At 71.5% G+C, this 17280-nt stretch carries 12 protein-coding genes, 2 tRNA genes, 1 other RNA gene and 1 pseudogene; 7 read left to right on the top strand and 9 right to left on the bottom strand.

Annotated features, from left to right (window positions below; genetic code table 11):
• Positions 1 to 16: 16 nt before the first annotated feature.
• Positions 17 to 92, top strand: a tRNA-Gly gene (locus ACGF5U_RS14830).
• A 240-nt stretch (positions 93 to 332) separates the two neighbouring features.
• On the opposite strand, the gene ACGF5U_RS14825 is transcribed toward ACGF5U_RS14830, so the two are convergent.
• From ACGF5U_RS14825 to ffs, 6 genes are all read right to left on the bottom strand, one after another.
• Complete coding sequence (locus tag ACGF5U_RS14825; protein ID WP_392718275.1) at positions 333 to 1232, bottom strand: phosphoribosylaminoimidazolesuccinocarboxamide synthase; 900 nt, start codon at positions 1230 to 1232, stop codon at positions 333 to 335.
• Positions 1233 to 1314: 82 nt separating this feature from the next.
• Positions 1315 to 2784 (bottom strand): N,N-dimethylformamidase beta subunit family domain-containing protein, encoded by a 1470-nt coding sequence (locus ACGF5U_RS14820; RefSeq protein ID WP_392718273.1) that lies wholly within the window; start codon positions 2782 to 2784, stop codon positions 1315 to 1317.
• A gap of 678 nt (positions 2785 to 3462) precedes the next feature.
• Positions 3463 to 5499, bottom strand: coding sequence for a hypothetical protein (locus ACGF5U_RS14815; protein WP_392818391.1), 2037 nt, complete (start codon positions 5497 to 5499; stop codon positions 3463 to 3465).
• A gap of 468 nt (positions 5500 to 5967) precedes the next feature.
• Complete coding sequence (purD, locus tag ACGF5U_RS14810; RefSeq protein WP_392710612.1) at positions 5968 to 7218, bottom strand: phosphoribosylamine--glycine ligase; 1251 nt, start codon at positions 7216 to 7218, stop codon at positions 5968 to 5970.
• A gap of 61 nt (positions 7219 to 7279) precedes the next feature.
• Entirely contained in the window at positions 7280 to 9736 is a 2457-nt protein-coding gene (locus tag ACGF5U_RS14805; protein WP_392710610.1) for a DNA polymerase III subunit gamma and tau, read from the bottom strand.
• A 266-nt stretch (positions 9737 to 10002) separates the two neighbouring features.
• Positions 10003 to 10101: signal recognition particle sRNA small type (gene ffs, locus ACGF5U_RS14800), an RNA gene on the bottom strand.
• A gap of 72 nt (positions 10102 to 10173) precedes the next feature.
• Between ffs and ACGF5U_RS14795 the strand changes: the two genes are divergently transcribed.
• Positions 10174 to 10261, top strand: a tRNA-Ser gene (locus ACGF5U_RS14795).
• Between the two features lie 858 nt (positions 10262 to 11119).
• Here ACGF5U_RS14795 and ACGF5U_RS14790 read toward each other — a convergent pair.
• A complete protein-coding gene (locus ACGF5U_RS14790; RefSeq protein ID WP_392710609.1) occupies positions 11120 to 11797 on the bottom strand; it encodes a very short patch repair endonuclease in 678 nt (225 codons plus the stop codon).
• 140 nt (positions 11798 to 11937) lie between these two features.
• Positions 11938 to 13254, bottom strand: a complete 1317-nt coding sequence (locus tag ACGF5U_RS14785; protein WP_392710608.1) for a DNA cytosine methyltransferase — start codon at positions 13252 to 13254, stop codon at positions 11938 to 11940.
• Positions 13255 to 13371: 117 nt separating this feature from the next.
• On the opposite strand from ACGF5U_RS14785, the gene ACGF5U_RS14780 reads away from it, so the two are divergent.
• The 5 genes from ACGF5U_RS14780 to ACGF5U_RS14760 all read left to right on the top strand — a co-directional run bounded on the left by ACGF5U_RS14780 (position 13372) and on the right by ACGF5U_RS14760 (position 16657).
• Positions 13372 to 14223 carry a GIY-YIG nuclease family protein gene (locus ACGF5U_RS14780; RefSeq protein WP_392710607.1) on the top strand — a complete coding sequence of 284 codons (852 nt, stop codon included), beginning with the start codon at positions 13372 to 13374 and terminating at the stop codon, positions 14221 to 14223.
• 196 nt (positions 14224 to 14419) lie between these two features.
• Positions 14420 to 15109 (top strand): Eco29kI family restriction endonuclease, encoded by a 690-nt coding sequence (locus tag ACGF5U_RS14775; protein ID WP_392710606.1) that lies wholly within the window; start codon positions 14420 to 14422, stop codon positions 15107 to 15109.
• A 69-nt stretch (positions 15110 to 15178) separates the two neighbouring features.
• The gene (locus ACGF5U_RS14770) at positions 15179 to 15367 is read left to right on the top strand and encodes a hypothetical protein (RefSeq protein ID WP_392710604.1); all 189 of its coding nucleotides are present in this window, start codon (positions 15179 to 15181) and stop codon (positions 15365 to 15367) included.
• Positions 15368 to 16022: 655 nt separating this feature from the next.
• On the top strand, positions 16023 to 16238 hold the full coding sequence (locus ACGF5U_RS14765; protein ID WP_392710603.1) for a type II toxin-antitoxin system VapB family antitoxin: 216 nt from the start codon (positions 16023 to 16025) through the stop codon (positions 16236 to 16238).
• Positions 16235 to 16657, top strand: a complete 423-nt coding sequence (locus ACGF5U_RS14760) for a PIN domain nuclease (protein WP_384873992.1) — start codon at positions 16235 to 16237, stop codon at positions 16655 to 16657. Before ACGF5U_RS14765 ends, ACGF5U_RS14760 begins: the two co-directional genes overlap by 4 nt.
• 249 nt (positions 16658 to 16906) lie before the next feature.
• Here ACGF5U_RS14760 and ACGF5U_RS14755 read toward each other — a convergent pair.
• Positions 16907 to 17093: pseudogene (locus ACGF5U_RS14755) on the bottom strand (site-specific integrase); the annotation flags it as partial.
• Positions 17094 to 17280 lie beyond the last annotated feature (187 nt).

Below are 17280 nucleotides of genomic sequence, written 5' to 3'. Positions count from 1 at the left end.
CCGCGCTACGGCGCATGCGGACGTGGCTCAGTTGGTAGAGCATCACCTTGCCAAGGTGAGGGTCGCGAGTTCGAATCTCGTCGTCCGCTCCAGCAGAAGCCCCCGGTCGATCCGACCGGGGGCTTCTTCGTGTCGAGCGGCCGTACGCCACGCCGCGCCGCGCCGACTGCGCCCGCCGGGCGGACTGTGCTCGCCGGGCCGGCCGGGTGCCGGACCGTCGGGGGACAGCCCGCCGGTCCGGCACCCGCGCCTACTCCTGCTCCTGCTCCTGCTCCTGCTCCTGCTCCTGCTGCTGGTCCTACTCCTGCTCCTGCTGCTCGCGCCCGCTGGCGCTACTGCCAGGCGGTGCCGGTCAGCAGCTCGTACGCCTCGATGTACTTGGCGCGGGTAGCGTCCACGACCTCCTGCGGGAGCGCGGGCGGCGGCTGCTCGCTCTTGCGGTCCCAGCCGGACGCCGGCGACGTCAACCAGTCCCGTACGTACTGCTTGTCGTAGGACGGCTGGGCGTGGCCCGGCTCCCACGAGGCGGCCGGCCAGAAGCGCGAGGAGTCCGGCGTCAGCACCTCGTCGGCGATGACCAGGCGGTCACCGTCGAACCCGAACTCGAACTTCGTGTCCGCGAGGATGATGCCCCGGTCCCGCGCGATGTCACGGGCCCTGCTGTACACGGCCAGGGTCGTCTGGCGCAGCTGGGCGGCGGTCTCCGCGCCGACCTGGCGGGCCACCTCCTCGTACGACACGTTCTCGTCGTGATCGCCGACGGCCGCCTTGGTGGCGGGCGTGAAGATCGGCGCCGGGAGCTCGGATCCGTCGGTCAGGCCCTCGGGGAGGGCGAGGCCGCAGACCGTACGCGTCTCCCGGTACTCGGCGAGGCCGGAACCCGTCAGGTAGCCACGGGCGACGCACTCCACCGGGATCATCCGCAGGGACCGGCACACCAGGGTGCGGCCCGCCCAGTCGGCGGGTGCGCCGGCCGGCAGTTCGGCGGAGATCACATGGTTCGGGATGAGATCGGCGAGCTGGTCGAACCACCACAGCGACAGCTGCGTCAGCACCCGGCCCTTGTCGGGGATGCCGGTCGGCAGCACCCAGTCGTACGCGGAGATACGGTCACTGGCGACCATCACGAGGTCGCCCGCCTCGTTCTGGTACAGATCGCGCACCTTGCCGGTGTGCAGATGTACCAGGCCCGGCACCTGAAGCGGCTCGGGCTTTTCTACGAATCCGGACACGGTTCCTCCCCGTGGTTCTGTCCCAACAGCTCCGATTCTCCCGCACGGCGGGGACCGGTAGCGGCCAGGGTCCGGGAGCGTCCTAGTCGCGCTTGCAGATCCGGTCCAGGAGGTTGGCCGTGGCCCGCTGGACCCGCGCGTCCACATGGCCCGGCCGGTCAAGGGCGGGCGACCAGGCGAAGGTGCCGGACGCGAAGACCAGGGCCCCGGACGGAGCGCGGTACAGGGACGTCTCCTGGTGGCGCGCCGCGCCGTCGGCGTCCCGGTAGGGCGAGTGGGCGAGCAGGATGCGGCCCTGGTGATCGGGCAGCGCGGTGCGCGGGAAGTACCGGTCGGCCTCACCGGCGACCAGGCCGTCGAGGGCGTCCCCGTCCCCGGCGCCGGTGGCCTCCCAGAGCCAGTGGTCGGCGTTCCGCACGATCAGCGGATACGGCTCGGGGACCCGCCCCGCGTACTGGATGCCCAGCAGCTGCTGCTCCGGGCGGTCGACCTCCCGCCACAGCACCGCCTTTCCGGGGCCCTGCCGCTTGCGGCACGTCAGCAGCCGGTTCGGGACCCCGGACGGCGACGGCGACAGCTCAACCTGCCAGTACAGGGTGTTGGCGGAGAGGAACACCAGCGACGTTCCGGTGTCCCGGGCGCGCTCGACGGCGCGGCGCATCGGCACGGACCAGTACTCGTCATGGCCCGGGAACACCAGGCCCCGGTAGCGGGTCGGGTCCACGCGGCCCGAGTGCAGGTCGGCGGCGTCCGCGTAGGCGAGGTCGTAGCCGTACCGCTCGGCCCAGCGGATGAAGTCGTACGCGTGCCCGATGTGCAGGGGCAGGCCCGCGCCCGCGTACGGCCGGTCGAAGGAGATCGTGACCGCCGCGTCCCGCTCGCCGAGCAGCCGGCCGTCAGCGTCCCACGCGTGGTAGAGGCTGGCCCCGGTACGGCCGTCCTCCGGGTACAGGTTGTACGCCTGCCAGGTCACATCGGGCAGCACCAGCAGCAGATCGGCCGGGTGGCTGTCGCGGACCGTGAACGGGATGTGGGAGCGGTAGCCGTCCGGCGTCGTGAGCACGGCGACGTACGCGCCTATCGACCAGTACGACGGGATCTGGAGCCGCCACGAGAGCCACCAGTGGTGGCACGAGACGGTCCGGTCGGCGGTCAGCGGCGGCGGCTGGACGATGCCGGAGAGCCGCGGACTGGTGGTGATCTTGGCGGCGCCGTCCCCGGCGTAGTGACCGATCCGGTAGATGTCGACGGCGAACTGCTGCGGCGGGTCCACGGTGACGTGGAAGTCGATCGCCTCGCCGGGCGCCACCGCGCCGGTCGACGCGAAGCCCTTGATCTGGAGGCGCACGTCATCGGCGGGCCGTGGCCCGCCGCCGTGGGTGCGCTCCTGCGCCGGGAGCGCGGGCTCCACGTACCAGGGGACGAGCCGGCCCGTCTCGTCGACGTAGTGCTCCCTGCCGCGCAGCCAGGGCAGCGGTCCCTGACCGAACGGATCGTTCACCGCGTGGGCGAGCGCCCCCGACTCCCACCGTCGCATCCGTTCCGCCCCCATGCCTGTGCCCCCTCCCTCGATCCCCCGATGCGTCTACGCGATCCGGCGCTCGGTTCCTCGGCCCTCGCCCCCGTCCGTCGGTCGGCGCCGGTCCACAGCACATCACATGACGCATGCGTTCCGTCACCGCTCGTCGCCGATCGATGTGAACGGAATGAGGCATTCCGAGGTGGGGGAGGCGGCCGGAGGCCCACCAGGGGCGGATCGGAGGCCCGTCAGGGGGCGGGGGAGGCGGCCGGAGGCGGGTCAGGGGGCCTTGTGGGGGTCGGAGGCGGCCGGAGGCGGCCGGAGGCCCGTCAGGAGGCGGGGGAGGCGGCCGGAGGCGGCCGGAGGCCCGTCAGGAGGCGGGGGAGGCGGCCGGAGGCGGGTCAAGGGGGCCTTGTGGGGGCCGGAGGCGGCCGGGGGCGGGCCGGAGACGGCCGGAGGCGGCCTTGTGGGGGTCGGGGCGGGTCGGAGGCACGTCAAGGGGCGGGGGGAGGCGGGTCAGGGGGCTTGGGGGAGGTGGCCTCGTGGGACCGGACGCGGCCTCGTGGGGGCCGAGGTGCCTCGTCGGGTCGGAGACGGTCTTGTCGGGTCGGACGCGGCCTTGTGGGGTCGGGGCGGGTGGAGGCCCGTCAGGGACGGGTCGGGGACCGGTGGCAGACGGGTCAGAGACGGGTCGGAGGCGGCGGGAAGCGGTCAGACGAGGCGGACCGGCTTCTCGGGGCGTACGCCGACCGTCGCCAGCCAGTGGCGCAACGGCCCCGGGTCGGCGTCCTCGATCAGCGCGAGCACCCCGGCCGCCACATCGGCACGGTGCTTGTTGCCGTCGTCGCCCTCGACCAGCAGCGTCGGACCGTCCAGCCAGTCCAGGCCGGGCGCGGCCCCCGCGCTGTCGACGGCGGCGCAGCACACCATGGCCGTGACATGGTCGGCGAGCAGCTCCCGCCCGGTGCGCGGCGGCTGCAGCGGGAACAGCGGCAGCTGCTCACTGCCCCACGAGCCGACCGGCGGCACACCACCGCCACCTGAGCCGGCCTCCTGGCCGGGTGAGCCACCGGAGTCCGGCTCCGGACCCGGTACTCCGACCGGATCCGCCCCGGCCGCGCACCCGCCCCCGGTCCCTCGCACGGCCCCGCCGACAGGGTCCGCCGCGGCGTCGTGGGCCGCACCGGTGCGGCCCACGGCGGGAGCGGAGCCCTCGGCGGGAGCGGAGCCCTCGGCGGGAGCGGAGGTCGCGTCACCGGACGCCGAGGTGCTGGACGGGGTGGCCGCCCCCGACGGGGCCGACGTGGCCGACGTGGCCGATATGCCCGGCGTACCGGACGGGTTCGGCGTACGGGGAAGGTTCGGCGTACCGGACGGGCCCGGGGTGGCCGTCGTGGCCTCCTCGCGGGCCATCTCCGCCGTGATCGCGGCCGCCAGGGTGTCGCCGCTGCGCTCGGCGAGCAGATGGTCCATGACCCGGGCGAGTGTCGGGCCCTCGTGCGCGCCGGTCGTGCGCCCGGTCCCGGTGTCCGCACCAGTGTCGTAGGGAACGCCCATGCGGTCGAGGACCCGGTGCAGACGGGCTGCCTCGGAGCGCCACTTCCGGTCGACGACCTCCTCCGGATACCGCTGCCACTCCACCGGCGCCCAGCCGGGCCCGCAGTCCGCGGGGCCGCCGTGGAACAGCCGGGCGGCGAGCAGCGAAGCGGCCTCGTCCACGAGCCCGGGCTCTTCGAGCAGGTCGCACGCGGGCCGCTCGCCGAGCCTGGAGGCGAAGCCCTCCGCGAGCCGGTCGCGCCGGGACAGCTCGGTGAGCGCCGAGACGACGCCCGCGTCCAGCCGGGACGGCCAGCGGCCCATCCGCCAGGCGGGCAGGGCGACCCGCGTCAGCAGCCGGTCCCAGCCCGCGTACGCGAGCCCGACCTGTTCCTGCGCGACGATCCGCAGGCCGTAGTCGACGCTCTGCGCCCGCTCCGACGCGGCGGCGGCGACGCCCCGCTCCATCTCCGTGGCGTGCTCGCCGCTCGCCCTCAGCAGCACCCGGGCGAACAGGCCCACGAACCGCGCGCCCAGGCGCCGTACCGGATCGAGGCCCGGCCGGCCGGGGACGGCGACAGCCGCGTCCAGCCCCCGGACGAACCGGCGCGCGGCGGCTATGTCGGGGTGGGCGGACGGTCCCGTACCGGCGACGACCGGGGCCAGCACCGCCCGCAGTTCACCGATCCGCATCCACCACAGGAACGGCGAACCGATGACCAGCACGGGAGCGGCGTCCGAGCGGCCGCGTCGGCCCGGGGCGGCGGTCCCGCGCCCGCTCCGCTCGGCTATGCCGCCGGATATCCCGTGCGCCGGGTGCGTACGGTCCTCCAGCCAGCTGTCGCAGTCGGGCGTCAGGGCTATCGCCGACGGCGCGGGCACCGCGAGCCGCACCGCCAGGTCCTCGACCATCCGGTACAGGTCGGGCGCCGAGGCCTCGGCGATCTCCACCGTCGGTGTCAGCGCGGGCCTGGCGCGCGCGATCACGGCCGCGACGGCCGCGGCCACCAGCGCCACGATCAGTGCGAGCACCGTCGCCACCCAGCGCGCGGCGTCCCACCCGGGGCCCGTGAGCCGGCCCATGGCGCCTCCGGCCAGGAGCACGACGGCGACGGCGGCCGGGAGCAGCGCGACGGCGAGGGCCCTGCTGCGCACCCGCAGCACGGCCAGGGCACGGGCGCGCGCGACCCGGGCGCCCCGCTCGTCGCCCAGGGACCCCGACGGCCCCGTCGAACTCGTCGAGCCCAGCGAGCCCGTGGCGCCTCTGCTGTCCCTGTGGGATCCGGAACCGGACACGGCCCTACCTCACCCCCTTCTGCCCAGTGGCGGGCGACCCCGCTTCGGGTCCCCTGCGGCGGTGTTGCTCACTCCCCCACTGTGGCATCCACCACTGACATCGCAATGCCGGTGGGCCAAGTGCCGGAACGCCTGCGCGGCACCCTAGTTGGGGCGTCGGCAGGCGTCATCCGGATGGGTGAGCCGTCACTCGATGGAATGGCTTTGGGTAAAGGTGAGGACGATTTCCGGGGGCTGCGGGTTTACTCCCCGCGGCCTTGCGGGCGTGTACTCCCCGGCCTGCCGGCGTGTGCTCCTGGGCCTTGCGGGCGTGTGCTCCCCGGCCTTACGGGCGGTTACTTCCCGGCGGCCTTGCGGGCGTGTGCTCCCCGGCCTTCCGGGCGCCTACTCCCCGGCGGCCTTGCGGGCGATGTCCGTACGGTGCTGCGAACCGTCGAGACGGATGCGCTCCACCGCCGTGTACGCCCGCTCCCGGGCCTGCGCGAGGTCCTTGCCGGTCGCCGTGACCGACAGGACGCGGCCACCCGCGCTGACGATCGCGTCGCCGTCCCGCCTGGTCCCGGCGTGCAGGACGTACGCGTGCGGCGCGTCCAGCTCCGCGACCTCGTCCAGGCCGGTGATCGGGTCGCCCGTGCGGGGCGTGCCGGGGTAGTTGTGCGAGGCGACGACCACGGTGACGGCGGCGTCGTCGCGCCAGTTCAGCGGAGGCTCCGCGTCCAGCGTGCCGTTGGCGGCGTTCAGCAGGACGCTCGCCAGCGGGGTCTTCAGGCGCGCCAGGACGACCTGCGTCTCCGGGTCGCCGAAACGGGCGTTGAACTCGATGACCCGCACCCCGCGCGAGGTGATCGCGAGGCCCGCGTACAGCAGACCGGAGAACGGCGTGCCACGGCGGCGCAGCTCGTCCACAGTCGGCTGGAGGACGCTCGCCATGACCTCGTCGACCAGCTTGGGGTCGGCCCACGGCAGCGGCGAATAGGCGCCCATGCCACCGGTGTTCGGGCCCTCGTCGCCGTCGAGAGCGCGCTTGAAGTCCTGGGCGGGCGTCAGCGGCAGGACGGTGGTCCCGTCGGTGATCGCGAAGAGGGAGACCTCGGGACCGTCGAGGTACTCCTCGATGACCACGCGGTCGCAGGAGCGGGCGTGCGCCCTGGCCTGCTCGATGTCGTCGGTCACGACGACGCCCTTGCCGGCCGCGAGACCGTCGTCCTTGACGACGTACGGGGCGCCGAAGGCGTCGAGGGCCGCGTCGATCTCGTCGGGGGTGGCGCAGACGTAGCTGCGGGCCGTGGGAACACCGGCCGACGCCATGACGTCCTTGGCGAACGCCTTGGAGCCCTCCAGCTGCGCGGCCTCCCCGGAGGGGCCGAAGCAGGGGATGCCGGCCGCGCGCACGGCGTCGGCGACACCGGCGACGAGCGGCGCCTCCGGGCCGATGACGACCAGGTCGGCCTGGAGGTCACCCGCGAGGCGGGCCACGGCGGCGCCGTCGAGGGCGTCCACCGGGTGCAGCTCGGCGACCTCCGCGATTCCGGCGTTGCCGGGCGCGCAGTGCAGAGCGGTGACGTCGGGATCGAGGGAGAGAGAGCGGCACAGGGCGTGTTCGCGGGCGCCGCCGCCGATGACGAGGACCTTCACGCCAGCCAGGGTAGCCCGCTGCGTGGGGTGATCTTTGTGCGGGCCACCGAGGCCGCCGCCGCTACTCGTTCGTATATTCCTCCACCACGGTCGCGCCGAGCTCCCGCACGATCAGGTCGTGACCGGACAGCGCCGAGTCGACCAGGTCCGGATCGTCCTCCTCCGGTACGTCGTCCTCCGGGGCGACCTGCTGGTGTCCGCCGCCCCGGGACGACTCGTACGAGGACGAGCCCGACGACGAGCCCGCCCCGGCGCCCGGACCCTGGCCGCCCTGCCCGTGACCGCCCTGGCCGTGACCACTCTGGCCGTGCGCGCTCGAGCCGGCACCTGGGCCGGTGGCCGCCATGCCGGAGGCCGCCGCGCCGGGGGCCTGGTGCGGCCGGCCGCCCTGCCCCTGCGGGGTTGAGGCGTACGGCGCTCCCGGCGATGCCTGCGTCCCGTGCGCGCCCTGCGGCGACTGCTGTACGGAGTGGGGCGCGGCGTGCGCCGCGGGCGCCGGAGCCCCGGCCGGCCGGCCGCCGAAGCCGCCGCCCTGCGGGGCCGGGGGCGCGCCGGCGCCGCCCGACGGGTCGACGATCGCCTCGATCTTCCAATGGAGGTTGAACTGCTCGGCGAGCGCCTGCTTCAGCACGTCCTCGCTGCCGCTGCTCGCGAAGTTGTCGCGGGCGCCCGCGTTGAGGAAACCGAGTTGGAGGGTGGTCCCGTCGAAGCCCGCCACCTGCGCGTTCTGGCTCAGCAGGATCCAGGTGAAGCGGCGGCGGTTCTTGACGGCCTCCAGGATGTCCGGCCACATGTTGCGCACCTGACCGGCGCCCTGGGCCATGGCGGCCCCGCCCGGCGCGGCGGACGGCTGGGCGGGCGCGGCGGGCTGCGGCGATGCGGGCGGGGCGGCGGGCTGGGCGGCGGCCGGGGCCGGGGCTTGCGGGGCCTGCGGTGCCTGGCCGGGCGCGGCCGCGGTCGGCCAGCCGCCGGGCTGGCGGGCGGCGCCCCCGGTGGGCCAGGCCCCCGGGCGGGCGCCGGTGTCCGGAGCGGGGGCCTCAGGAGGAGCGGGCGCCGGAGTGGCGGGCGCCGGAGGAGCGGCGGGGGCGGCGGCCGACGCGGGGGCGGCGGCACCGGGCCAGGCCCCGGGGCGGGACTCGGCGGGCGCGGCGGCCACCGGCGCATCGGGCTGCGCGACCGGAGGAGACGCGACGGCGGGGGCGGGCACGGGGGCAGGGGCGGGAGCGGCGGCCGGGGCGGCGGCGCCCGGTCCACGTACCGCCGCGCGGGCGGCGGCGGGCCCGTCTGCCTGGAGCGGCGCGTGCGCCTCGGGCCCCGGCACGTACCCCATGGCGGGGCCGGGCCCGGCGGCCTGGAAGTGCGCACCCCGCTCCAGCCGGTCGAGGCGGGCCAACAGGGAACGCTCGTCGTCGAACGCGGCCGGCAGCAGCACGCGCGCGCAGATCAGCTCCAGCTGGAGGCGCGGCGACGTGGCACCGCGCATCTCCGTGAGGCCGGTGTTCACGAGGTCGGCGGCCCGGCTGAGCTCGGCCGCCCCGAACACCGACGCCTGCGCCTGCATCCGCTCCACCACGTCGGACGGCCCGTCGATGAGCCCCTTCTCGGCGGCGTCGGGTACGGCGGCGAGAATCACAAGGTCGCGCAGCCGCTCCAGAAGATCGGCAACGAACCGCCGCGGGTCGTTGCCGCCCTCGATGACCCGGTCCACGACCTCGAACGCGGCGGCCCCGTCCCCGGCGGCGAAGGCGTCGACCACGGAGTCCAGCAGCGACCCGTCGGTGTAGCCGAGCAGCGATGTCGCCATGGCGTACGTCACACCCGCCTCGCCCGCACCGGCCAGCAGCTGGTCCATGACGGACATCGAGTCACGCACCGAACCGGCGCCCGCGCGCACGACGAGCGGCAGCACCCCGTCCTCGATGGGAATGCCCTCTTTGCCGCACACCTCGGAGAGGTAGTCCCGCAGCGTGCCGGGAGGCACGAGCCGGAACGGGTAGTGATGGGTCCGCGAACGGATCGTCCCGATGACCTTCTCGGGCTCGGTCGTCGCGAAGATGAACTTCAGATGCTCCGGCGGCTCCTCGACCACCTTCAGCAGGGCGTTGAAGCCCGCCGACGTGACCATGTGGGCCTCGTCGATGATGTAGATCTTGTACCGGCTGCCCGCCGGCCCGAAGAACGCCTTCTCGCGCAGGTCACGGGCGTCGTCCACACCACCGTGCGAAGCTGCGTCGATCTCGATGACATCGATCGACCCCGGCCCGTTCCTGGCCAGGTCCCGGCACGACTGGCACTCGCCGCACGGCGTCGGTGTGGGGCCCTGCTCACAGTTCAGACACCGGGCGAGGATCCGCGCGCTGGTCGTCTTTCCGCATCCGCGCGGCCCGCTGAACAGGTACGCGTGGTTGACCCGGTTGTTCCGCAGGGCCTGCTGCAACGGGTCGGTGACATGCTCCTGCCCGATGACCTCGGCGAAGGACTCGGGACGATAGCGGCGGTACAGCGCAAGGGACGACACGCTTACGACGATATCGGGCCCCACCGACAAACGATCCGGCCCGAGACCCCCGGACCACCGCCCGCGATCACCCCCGACCCCGGCCGCCCCGGGCCCCGCCCGGCCACACCCGTGGCCCGCCGACCACACCCGGCGCCACGCGGCCCACACCCGGCGCCACGCGGCCCACACCCGGCGCCACGACCGCACCAAGGCCCCCGCCGGTCGACCCCGACCCCGCCGGTCGCACCCGCCCCCACCCGTACGGACCGGCTGACCGTCCGCACAACGCAAGCGCCCCCCACGCACCCGCCAGAGCCGACCTACCCTTGCTGCCTTCCGGCCCTGGGGGAGTTCAGTCAGATAGCGCCACGTGAGGGGCTCCGCACAGAGTACCTGATCCCCGGGGTGGGGAACGAGTTCGCGAGCACTCCTCAACGTCTTGTATTGTTTGCGGCGGAGGATTCGCCTAGAGGCCTAGGGCGCACGCTTGGAAAGCGTGTTGGGGGCAACCCCTCACGAGTTCGAATCTCGTATCCTCCGCCAGTGCCTCACCGGGCACGATGTCGAAGGGCCCCACCGCAAGGTGGGGCCCTTCGACGTGTGGGGATGCGGTCTTGGCCGCAGTTCCGGGCTACCGACCGTTGAGGACGGCCCCGCACACGTTGCGGTACATGGGGCGTTCCGCCCGTACCGCCGCGTGGCCGGCCGCAGCCGACGCACACCCCGAGCTCGGGTCCCCGGATCGCTGGACCGGCATGCGGGGCGGGATGAAGCCACCGGTCGGCTGGTCAAGATCGCGGAGAGGCCGGCCGTCGCTAACGGTCCAGCCCTCCTTTCCCGCCCAGCAGGTACGGTCGACCTGCGGCTCGGCACTTCCGCGAGTTCTGAGCGCGGCCCACAGCCTGTGCACAAGCCTCGACAAAGGCAGCCACTCTCCGAGGTGGGTGACGTGTACCACCAGCTCGGCGGGCACGGGGCTCTGGCCGGCCTCCGGCGCGGCCCTCCCCTCGGTCTGGTCCATTCCCCACACGAGGCCGACGCCCTGCGGCGGCCCTTGAGGACGCGGCTGGTCAGGTAGCGGCAGCGCTCCAAGCGGACTACCGGATTCACGGCGAGTACACGGCGCTGGACGCCCCACGAGACGACGGTGAACACCGGCCCCGCAGATCTGGCCGCCCAACTCGAGGCTGGATCGCGCCTGTGCCGGGGAACGGGGGATCCCGCGCCCGGAGTTCGTCGGAGACGAGCGATTCTTCGCTGACGAGGCCGTATGGGCCCCTGTGCGCCGTGGACCACAGCTCCTTGGTCTGCGGCGCACGCAAGCCCATGGCACATACCCGCCGCGCGGGGGCTGTCTCCTCGAAGGCCGGGCATCCACAGGCAGCCAGGATGAAAGACCGGCTAGCTCTTCACATGAGGCCCGGTCTCGGCCGATTCACGCTTGTTGTTCGTTGGCGAACCTCGCACAGCACTTATCACTCGGGCGGCTGCCATGTCAGGGTCCTCGTGCTCCCAGACACGAACGACCGTCCAGCCAGCCTCGTGCAGCAGGCGATCCGTCTCCCCGTCTCTCGCCTGATTACCCTCAATCTTGGCGCGCCAGAACTCAGCGTTCTTGTGCGACTCGCGAAGGTGTTCTGGACAGCCATGCCAGAAGCATCCGTCGACGAAGACCGCGACCTTGAGCTTAGGAAAGACAAGGTCGGCGGTTCGCCGCAGGTCGGGCAGCGGCCGCGCCGTCACGCGATAGCGGAGCCCCTGCTTGTGCAGCAGGGAGCGGAGCCTCAGCTCGGGACGTGTGTCCTTACTCCGATTGGCCCGCATCACCGCGCGTACCGACGGCGAGGAAGCCCAGGAGCCCTCCGTCGGCGGTTCTTCGCTGAGAAGGCCCTTCTCCCAGGCCATCTTCCAACCCTCGGCAAGGTTCGCGGCCCGGGTCTCGTGCTCAACCTGTCCGAGGTAGCGGGCTGGAGACTTTCCACCGTCGGACCAGCGCAGGTACGCACGGATGCGTCGCGTGTCGGGAAGTACCTTCAGCTCCACCGACGCCCGGGCGAACCGCCCCTCGCCGAGATCCACAGAGCGTCTGTGGCGACCACCGGCGGCCCGGTCCTGTTCGGCCGCGATGGCTGCCCGGGTTCTACCGGGCCGCCCTTTCCACGACCGTTCCGGCGGTGAGTCGTGCTTCCAACCGCTCTGCGCCCTGCTGGTGGGCCCGGTCACTTCTGACGCTCCTCCGCCTCGTCCAGGACGGTGGCGACGGCCTTGGCGAAGACCTCGCCCAGAGCAACGGGGACAGCGTTGCCGAGCTGGCGCATCTTCTCGCCTCGCGGCCCCTTGAGCTCCCACGTGTCAGGGAAGGTCATGACGCGGGCCGTTTCGCGGACCGTCATGTATCTGTATTTGTACCGGCGGCCTCCCTGAGCGGCCTTGTCGGCCACCAACTCATCCAGGAGCATGACCGACTCACCACCGGGCACACCGTGCACACCGGCCTTGACCGTCTTAGCTGGGCGGTCGAGTTCGTTGGGGGTGTGCCCGTCGTAGACGCGGGCACCGGGCCAGCCGATGTGGTCCGTGAACCCGCCGAGGAAGTGCTCGGTGCGGTCCAGCCACTCGTCCGGCACGTCCGGCAACGGCTTGTTGTCACCGATGCCGACGATCGCGTCGCGCAGGGTGTACCAGGGGAGCAGGCCATCGTCCAGCGGCATGGTCTTCGGGAGGCGGGCCATGACCCACTCGCGCACGTGATCGGGCACATTCGAGTGCCGCTCCCAGTAGCTCCCGTCCTCCATGGATCGCAAAAGGGCGGTCTCGGAGTGCGTCGGCTTCACGAGCTCCTTGAACAGCTCACGGTCGACGTTCAAGTCGCGACGGAAAGCAACGATGATCACGCGGTTGCGGATCTGGGGCACCCCGTAGTCTGCGGCGTTCACCGGCATCATGACGATGTCGTACCGCTTCCTGGGGTCGTCCGGCTCCTTTTCGCGCCGCTCCAACAGATACTCGTAGTGCTGTTCCCACTGGGTGCCTTCGGCTCGCTCCTCGAAGGGCAGTTCCAGCTCGCGCTGGATGTAGTCGAAGTAGCGGCGGAACGAGGGCCTGAGCAGGCCGCGGACGTTCTCGCAGATCACGGCCTTCGGCTGGATCTGCCGGACGGCCTTGAACATCTGCGGGAACATGTTCCGCTTATCCTCGTCACCCTTGGCGACGCCGCCGAGGCTGAACGGCTGGCAGGGAGGACCGCCGGCGAGCACGTCCACCTGGCCCGCCAGGTAGTCCATGTCGAGGCCCTGGACATCGCCCGCGACGAGGGGCACCTTCTCGTCAGGTCCGGGGGCTCGAGTCGGCTTCTGGCCCTCGGGCAGTCGCTGAGCCCCGTTGGCCTCCAGGGTCTCGCACGCCCGCTTGGCGAACTCGTTGAAGAGCAGGGGACGGAATCCGGCGCGGTGGACGGCCATGGCCAGACCGCCAGCGCCGGCGAAGAGTTCGACGCCCGTGCGGTCCTTCTTTGGTTCTTCTCGCAGTTCAGCCATTCCAAAAGCATACCGCGGACTTGTAGATCATCAAGGCGTTTCTCGGCGAAGGTACGTCCGTCCGCACAGGTCACCGATAGGGTTTTAGGATCACGTCGACCAAGGGAGTGGGGGCGGATGGCGCCGGTGGTGGGCCCCGAAGACGGTACGCAGTACCACAAGGACTTCACCCTGAGCATCACCAAGGCGCTCGGTGACCAGTTGTCCGCCGCCCTCGATGGGCTCGACAGGGCTCCACTCGCGGAGGAGAACATCGCGAGACTCAAGGAGAAGCCCGGGGTCTACCAGCTGTACCTGAACGACGACTTCGTCTACGTCGGCAAGGCCGACAAGTCGCTTCCGACCCGGCTCCGCAACCACCTCCGCAAGATCTCGGGGCGGCGCAACATCTCCCTGGGCCAGATGACCTTCTCGTGCCTGTACGTAGCCGAGGACTTCTCCGCGCTCGCCCCGGAACAACTGCTTATCAGCCACCACAAGGGCATGGGGAACATCCCCTGGAACAACAACGGCTTCGGCAACAAGGACCCCGGTCGCCAGCGGGACAGCACCGTCCTGAAGCAGAACCACTTCGACGTCGTGTTCCCCATCGACCTGGACCGGCCCATCGAGGGGCTGTCGCCCGGCGAGACGACGCTGCACGAACTCCTGGAGACGACCAAGACCGGCCTTCCGTACAACTTCCGGTACGGGAAGTCGGCGGAGTTCAAAACCCGAAGCGTCCATGTGCCGTCGGCTGACATGACAGCCGACGAGGTCTTTCGGTTGGTCTCCGCGGAGATACCAGCCAGGTGGCAGATCACCGCTCTCATGGGCTACGTGATCATGTATGACGACAGCCCCGATACGTACAGGAGCGCGTGGCGGTATTACCGCGACGGTCAGCGCATCTTCGCCGTGCCCGAGGCAGAGCCGGCGGAGGATGTCGAAGCCGAACAACCCTCAGTGGATGACGGAACAGATGACTGAGGCCCCTTCACGCGAGTGCGTGGCCGTCAGGCCGATCGATGAGGCGACGGGCGGTGAGGCGACGGGCGGTGAGGCGCTTCCGACACCCGCCCCTGGCCCACTCCTGGGCGCCACCCCAGGCAGAGTCAACCCAGACCGCAGCCGATAGCCCATAGCCGATAGCCGACCATCCCGAACAAGAGGCGAAGAAGACACCGTGACCGCTCAACTTCCGCTCGATGGCACCGTGGAGGAGCCGCCGAAGTCAGGTGCCGACGGCATCTACGACCCGCTTCGCCGGGAGAACCTCGGGCGCAGTGTGCTCTGGGCACTCACCTCTGGGGATCCTGTTCGGATGGACAGGGTCCAGTCGTTCAATGGCTGTGGGATCTACGCGATCTACTACAGGGGTGACCACGAGCTCTACGCTCCGATCTCCGACTCTTTCGACGTACCGGTCTACGTGGGCAAGTCGGATCCTCAGGGTGGCCGCAAGGGTGTGGAGGTCGCGGAAGCCTGGGAAGGGACCCCACTCTGGAATCGGATCTCGACCCACCGGCGGAAGCTCAAAGCGGCTGCTGATCTGGAGGTGGAGGACTTCTACATTCGCTACCTCCCGGCCGACGATCTCTTCACGCCGATGGCCGAGCGCTTGATGATCAGGGACCTCCAGCCTGTTTGGAACGTGATACTCGAGGGCTTCGGCGTGAATCCCCAGGGAGGGCCGCGCCAGGCCGAACAGATGCGGCCGAAGTGGCATGAGGTGCACGTCGGCGTTCCATGGGCCGACGGGATGCGACCCCAGCCGTCGGGGCCCGAGCCGCTCCGGGAGGCCATCCGCGAGCACCTGAAGCTGCACGCCAAGCCTCCGACGAGCGCGGCGGGGCGACCGCCCGGAGCGATCTGATCGCGATCAACCTCATTCCCGTCCGTCGGCGGGCGTATGTCACGAAAGTGCCGGTGCCACACTGACGGAATGATCAGGGAACCAGCCGAGACCACCGTCTCCGAAGCCGGCACCGTCAAGCTCCCCTTGGGGGTACTCGCGGAGGCTGGTCTGTCGCCAGGAGCGGCCGTCGTCGTGTACAGCGACGGAGATGGGCGCATCGTTGTCCGTCGGAAGGAAGACGCGATCCGCGACCTGCTGGAGAGCGGTTCGCTGTGATCCACGGCGGCGGCCGCGTGGTTGCAGTTCTGGTTGCATTCACCCCCGTCCGGCCCCGTCCGGACGGGGCCACCCCGGACGCTCCGCCGCAGGTCAGGACGGGTACGACCCCCGCCGGACCCCCGTACGAACATTTGGAAAGCGTGTTGGGGGCAACCCCTCACGAGTTCGAATCTCGTATCCTCCGCCAGTGCCTCACCGGGCACGATGTCGAAGGGCCCCACCGCAAGGTGGGGCCCTTCGACGTGTGCGACTGCGGTCTTGGCCGCAGTTCCGGTTGCATTTACATCCGGCATAAGGTGCATGCCGACAGTCTCGCGCTAAGTCGAGAGCACTCCACACACGCGATGCCGATACGAGCCCGGAACAGGCGCTCGCGGCACGAGGGGCGTCGCATCCCATGGAGCCGCGGACCAGAAGGCAGCCAGCCGGCCGCGACTCACGCCCGACCGACGAACACCCGGAGGCTCCACCCTTCCGCACCGAACGGACTCCGACACCGCCCCCACCCGGACAGGGCGCGGCCCGTTCACGCCTCCGAACCTCCACCCGAGCCCGCTGCGGGTACCCGACAGCCGCGAGGAAGAGGACGCAGCACAGCGATGAACTATCGGAGGTATAGTTTTCTCCATACTTGATATCAAGGAGGTGCACCATGAGTCGTACGGTGATCGATCTCGATGACGAGCTGGTCGCGGACGTGGCCAAGGCTCTGGGGACCAGCACCAAGAAGGAGACGGTCAACACCGCCCTGCGCGAGGTGCTGGAGAGCAGGCGGCGCGCGCTGGCCCTGACCCGCCTGCGCGCCGCAGCCGACGACGGCGCATTCGATCTGTCGCTCTTCGAGGACAAGCGGAACTACCGACGGTGAACGCAGCGCTCTACCTGATCGACACCAGCGCCCTCGCCCGCTTCATGCGGGGCGACGCGGAGCAGTACGGCTGGGACCAGGCGGCAGCCGCCGGCCTGATCGCCACGTGCCCCATCACGGAGCTGGAGTTCTTCTACAGCGCCCGGTCGGCAGCCGACCGGGCGCGCGGCATCGAGGACATGAGACTGCTCTTCGGCTGGGTTCCTGTCGACGACCGCGCCTACGACCGCGCCTGGCAGGTCCAGGAGGCCCTCACCAAGCAAGGCAAGCACCGCAGCGCAGGTGCGGTCGACCTCGTCGTCGCAGCGACTGCCGAGCTGCAGGGGCTCACCCTCCTGCACTGTGACCACGACTTCGACTGCATCGCCGCAGTGACCGGCCAGCCCGTCCAATGGTACGGCCCGGAGGGCCGTAAGTAGCCGAACAGTAGTTGCGGTTCTGGTTGCGTTCACCTCCGTCCGGGGCCGTCCGGACAAGGCCACCCAGGACGAGCCGCCGCAGGTCAGGACGCCCACGACCTCCGCCGGACCCCCGTACGAACATTTGGAAAACGTGTTGGGGCAACCCCTCACGAGTTCGAATCTCGCATCCTCCGCCAGTGCCTCACCGGGCACGATGTCGAAGGGCCCCACCGCAAGGTGGGGCCCTTCGACGTTGTCCCCTCGCGGAAGGTACCGGGCCCGCATGCTCGCGGAGGTGCCAGGCTCCCGGCCCATGATCTGGTCGATGACGCGGGCCGGGACACCGAGCAGCATGAGCACCGTGGCGGCCGCGTGCCGGGCGTCGTGCAGCCGAGCCGCCCCGAACCCCGGCGTCTCGGAGCAGCCGCTTCCAGTCGTGGCTCGTGGCAGTCGGCCGCCTCCGACTCGTACGCCCCGGCCGGCCTGTTGCGGCCCTTGCTCCTCGGCCGGTCTGCTGCGGACCGTGCGCCCCGGGCGGCCTGCTGCCGCCCCGCCCCGCCGAGCGATGCGGGAGCCGAGTCCGGCAGGACGGTGCCCCGTCAGCCGAGCGGACGTCGAAGCTCCGCCACGGTGCAGGGCAC

This window comes from Streptomyces sp. NPDC047886 (assembly GCF_043204435.1).
Classification (GTDB): Bacteria; Actinomycetota; Actinomycetes; order Streptomycetales; family Streptomycetaceae; genus Streptomyces.
This window is presented reverse-complemented; position numbering and strand designations above follow the sequence as displayed.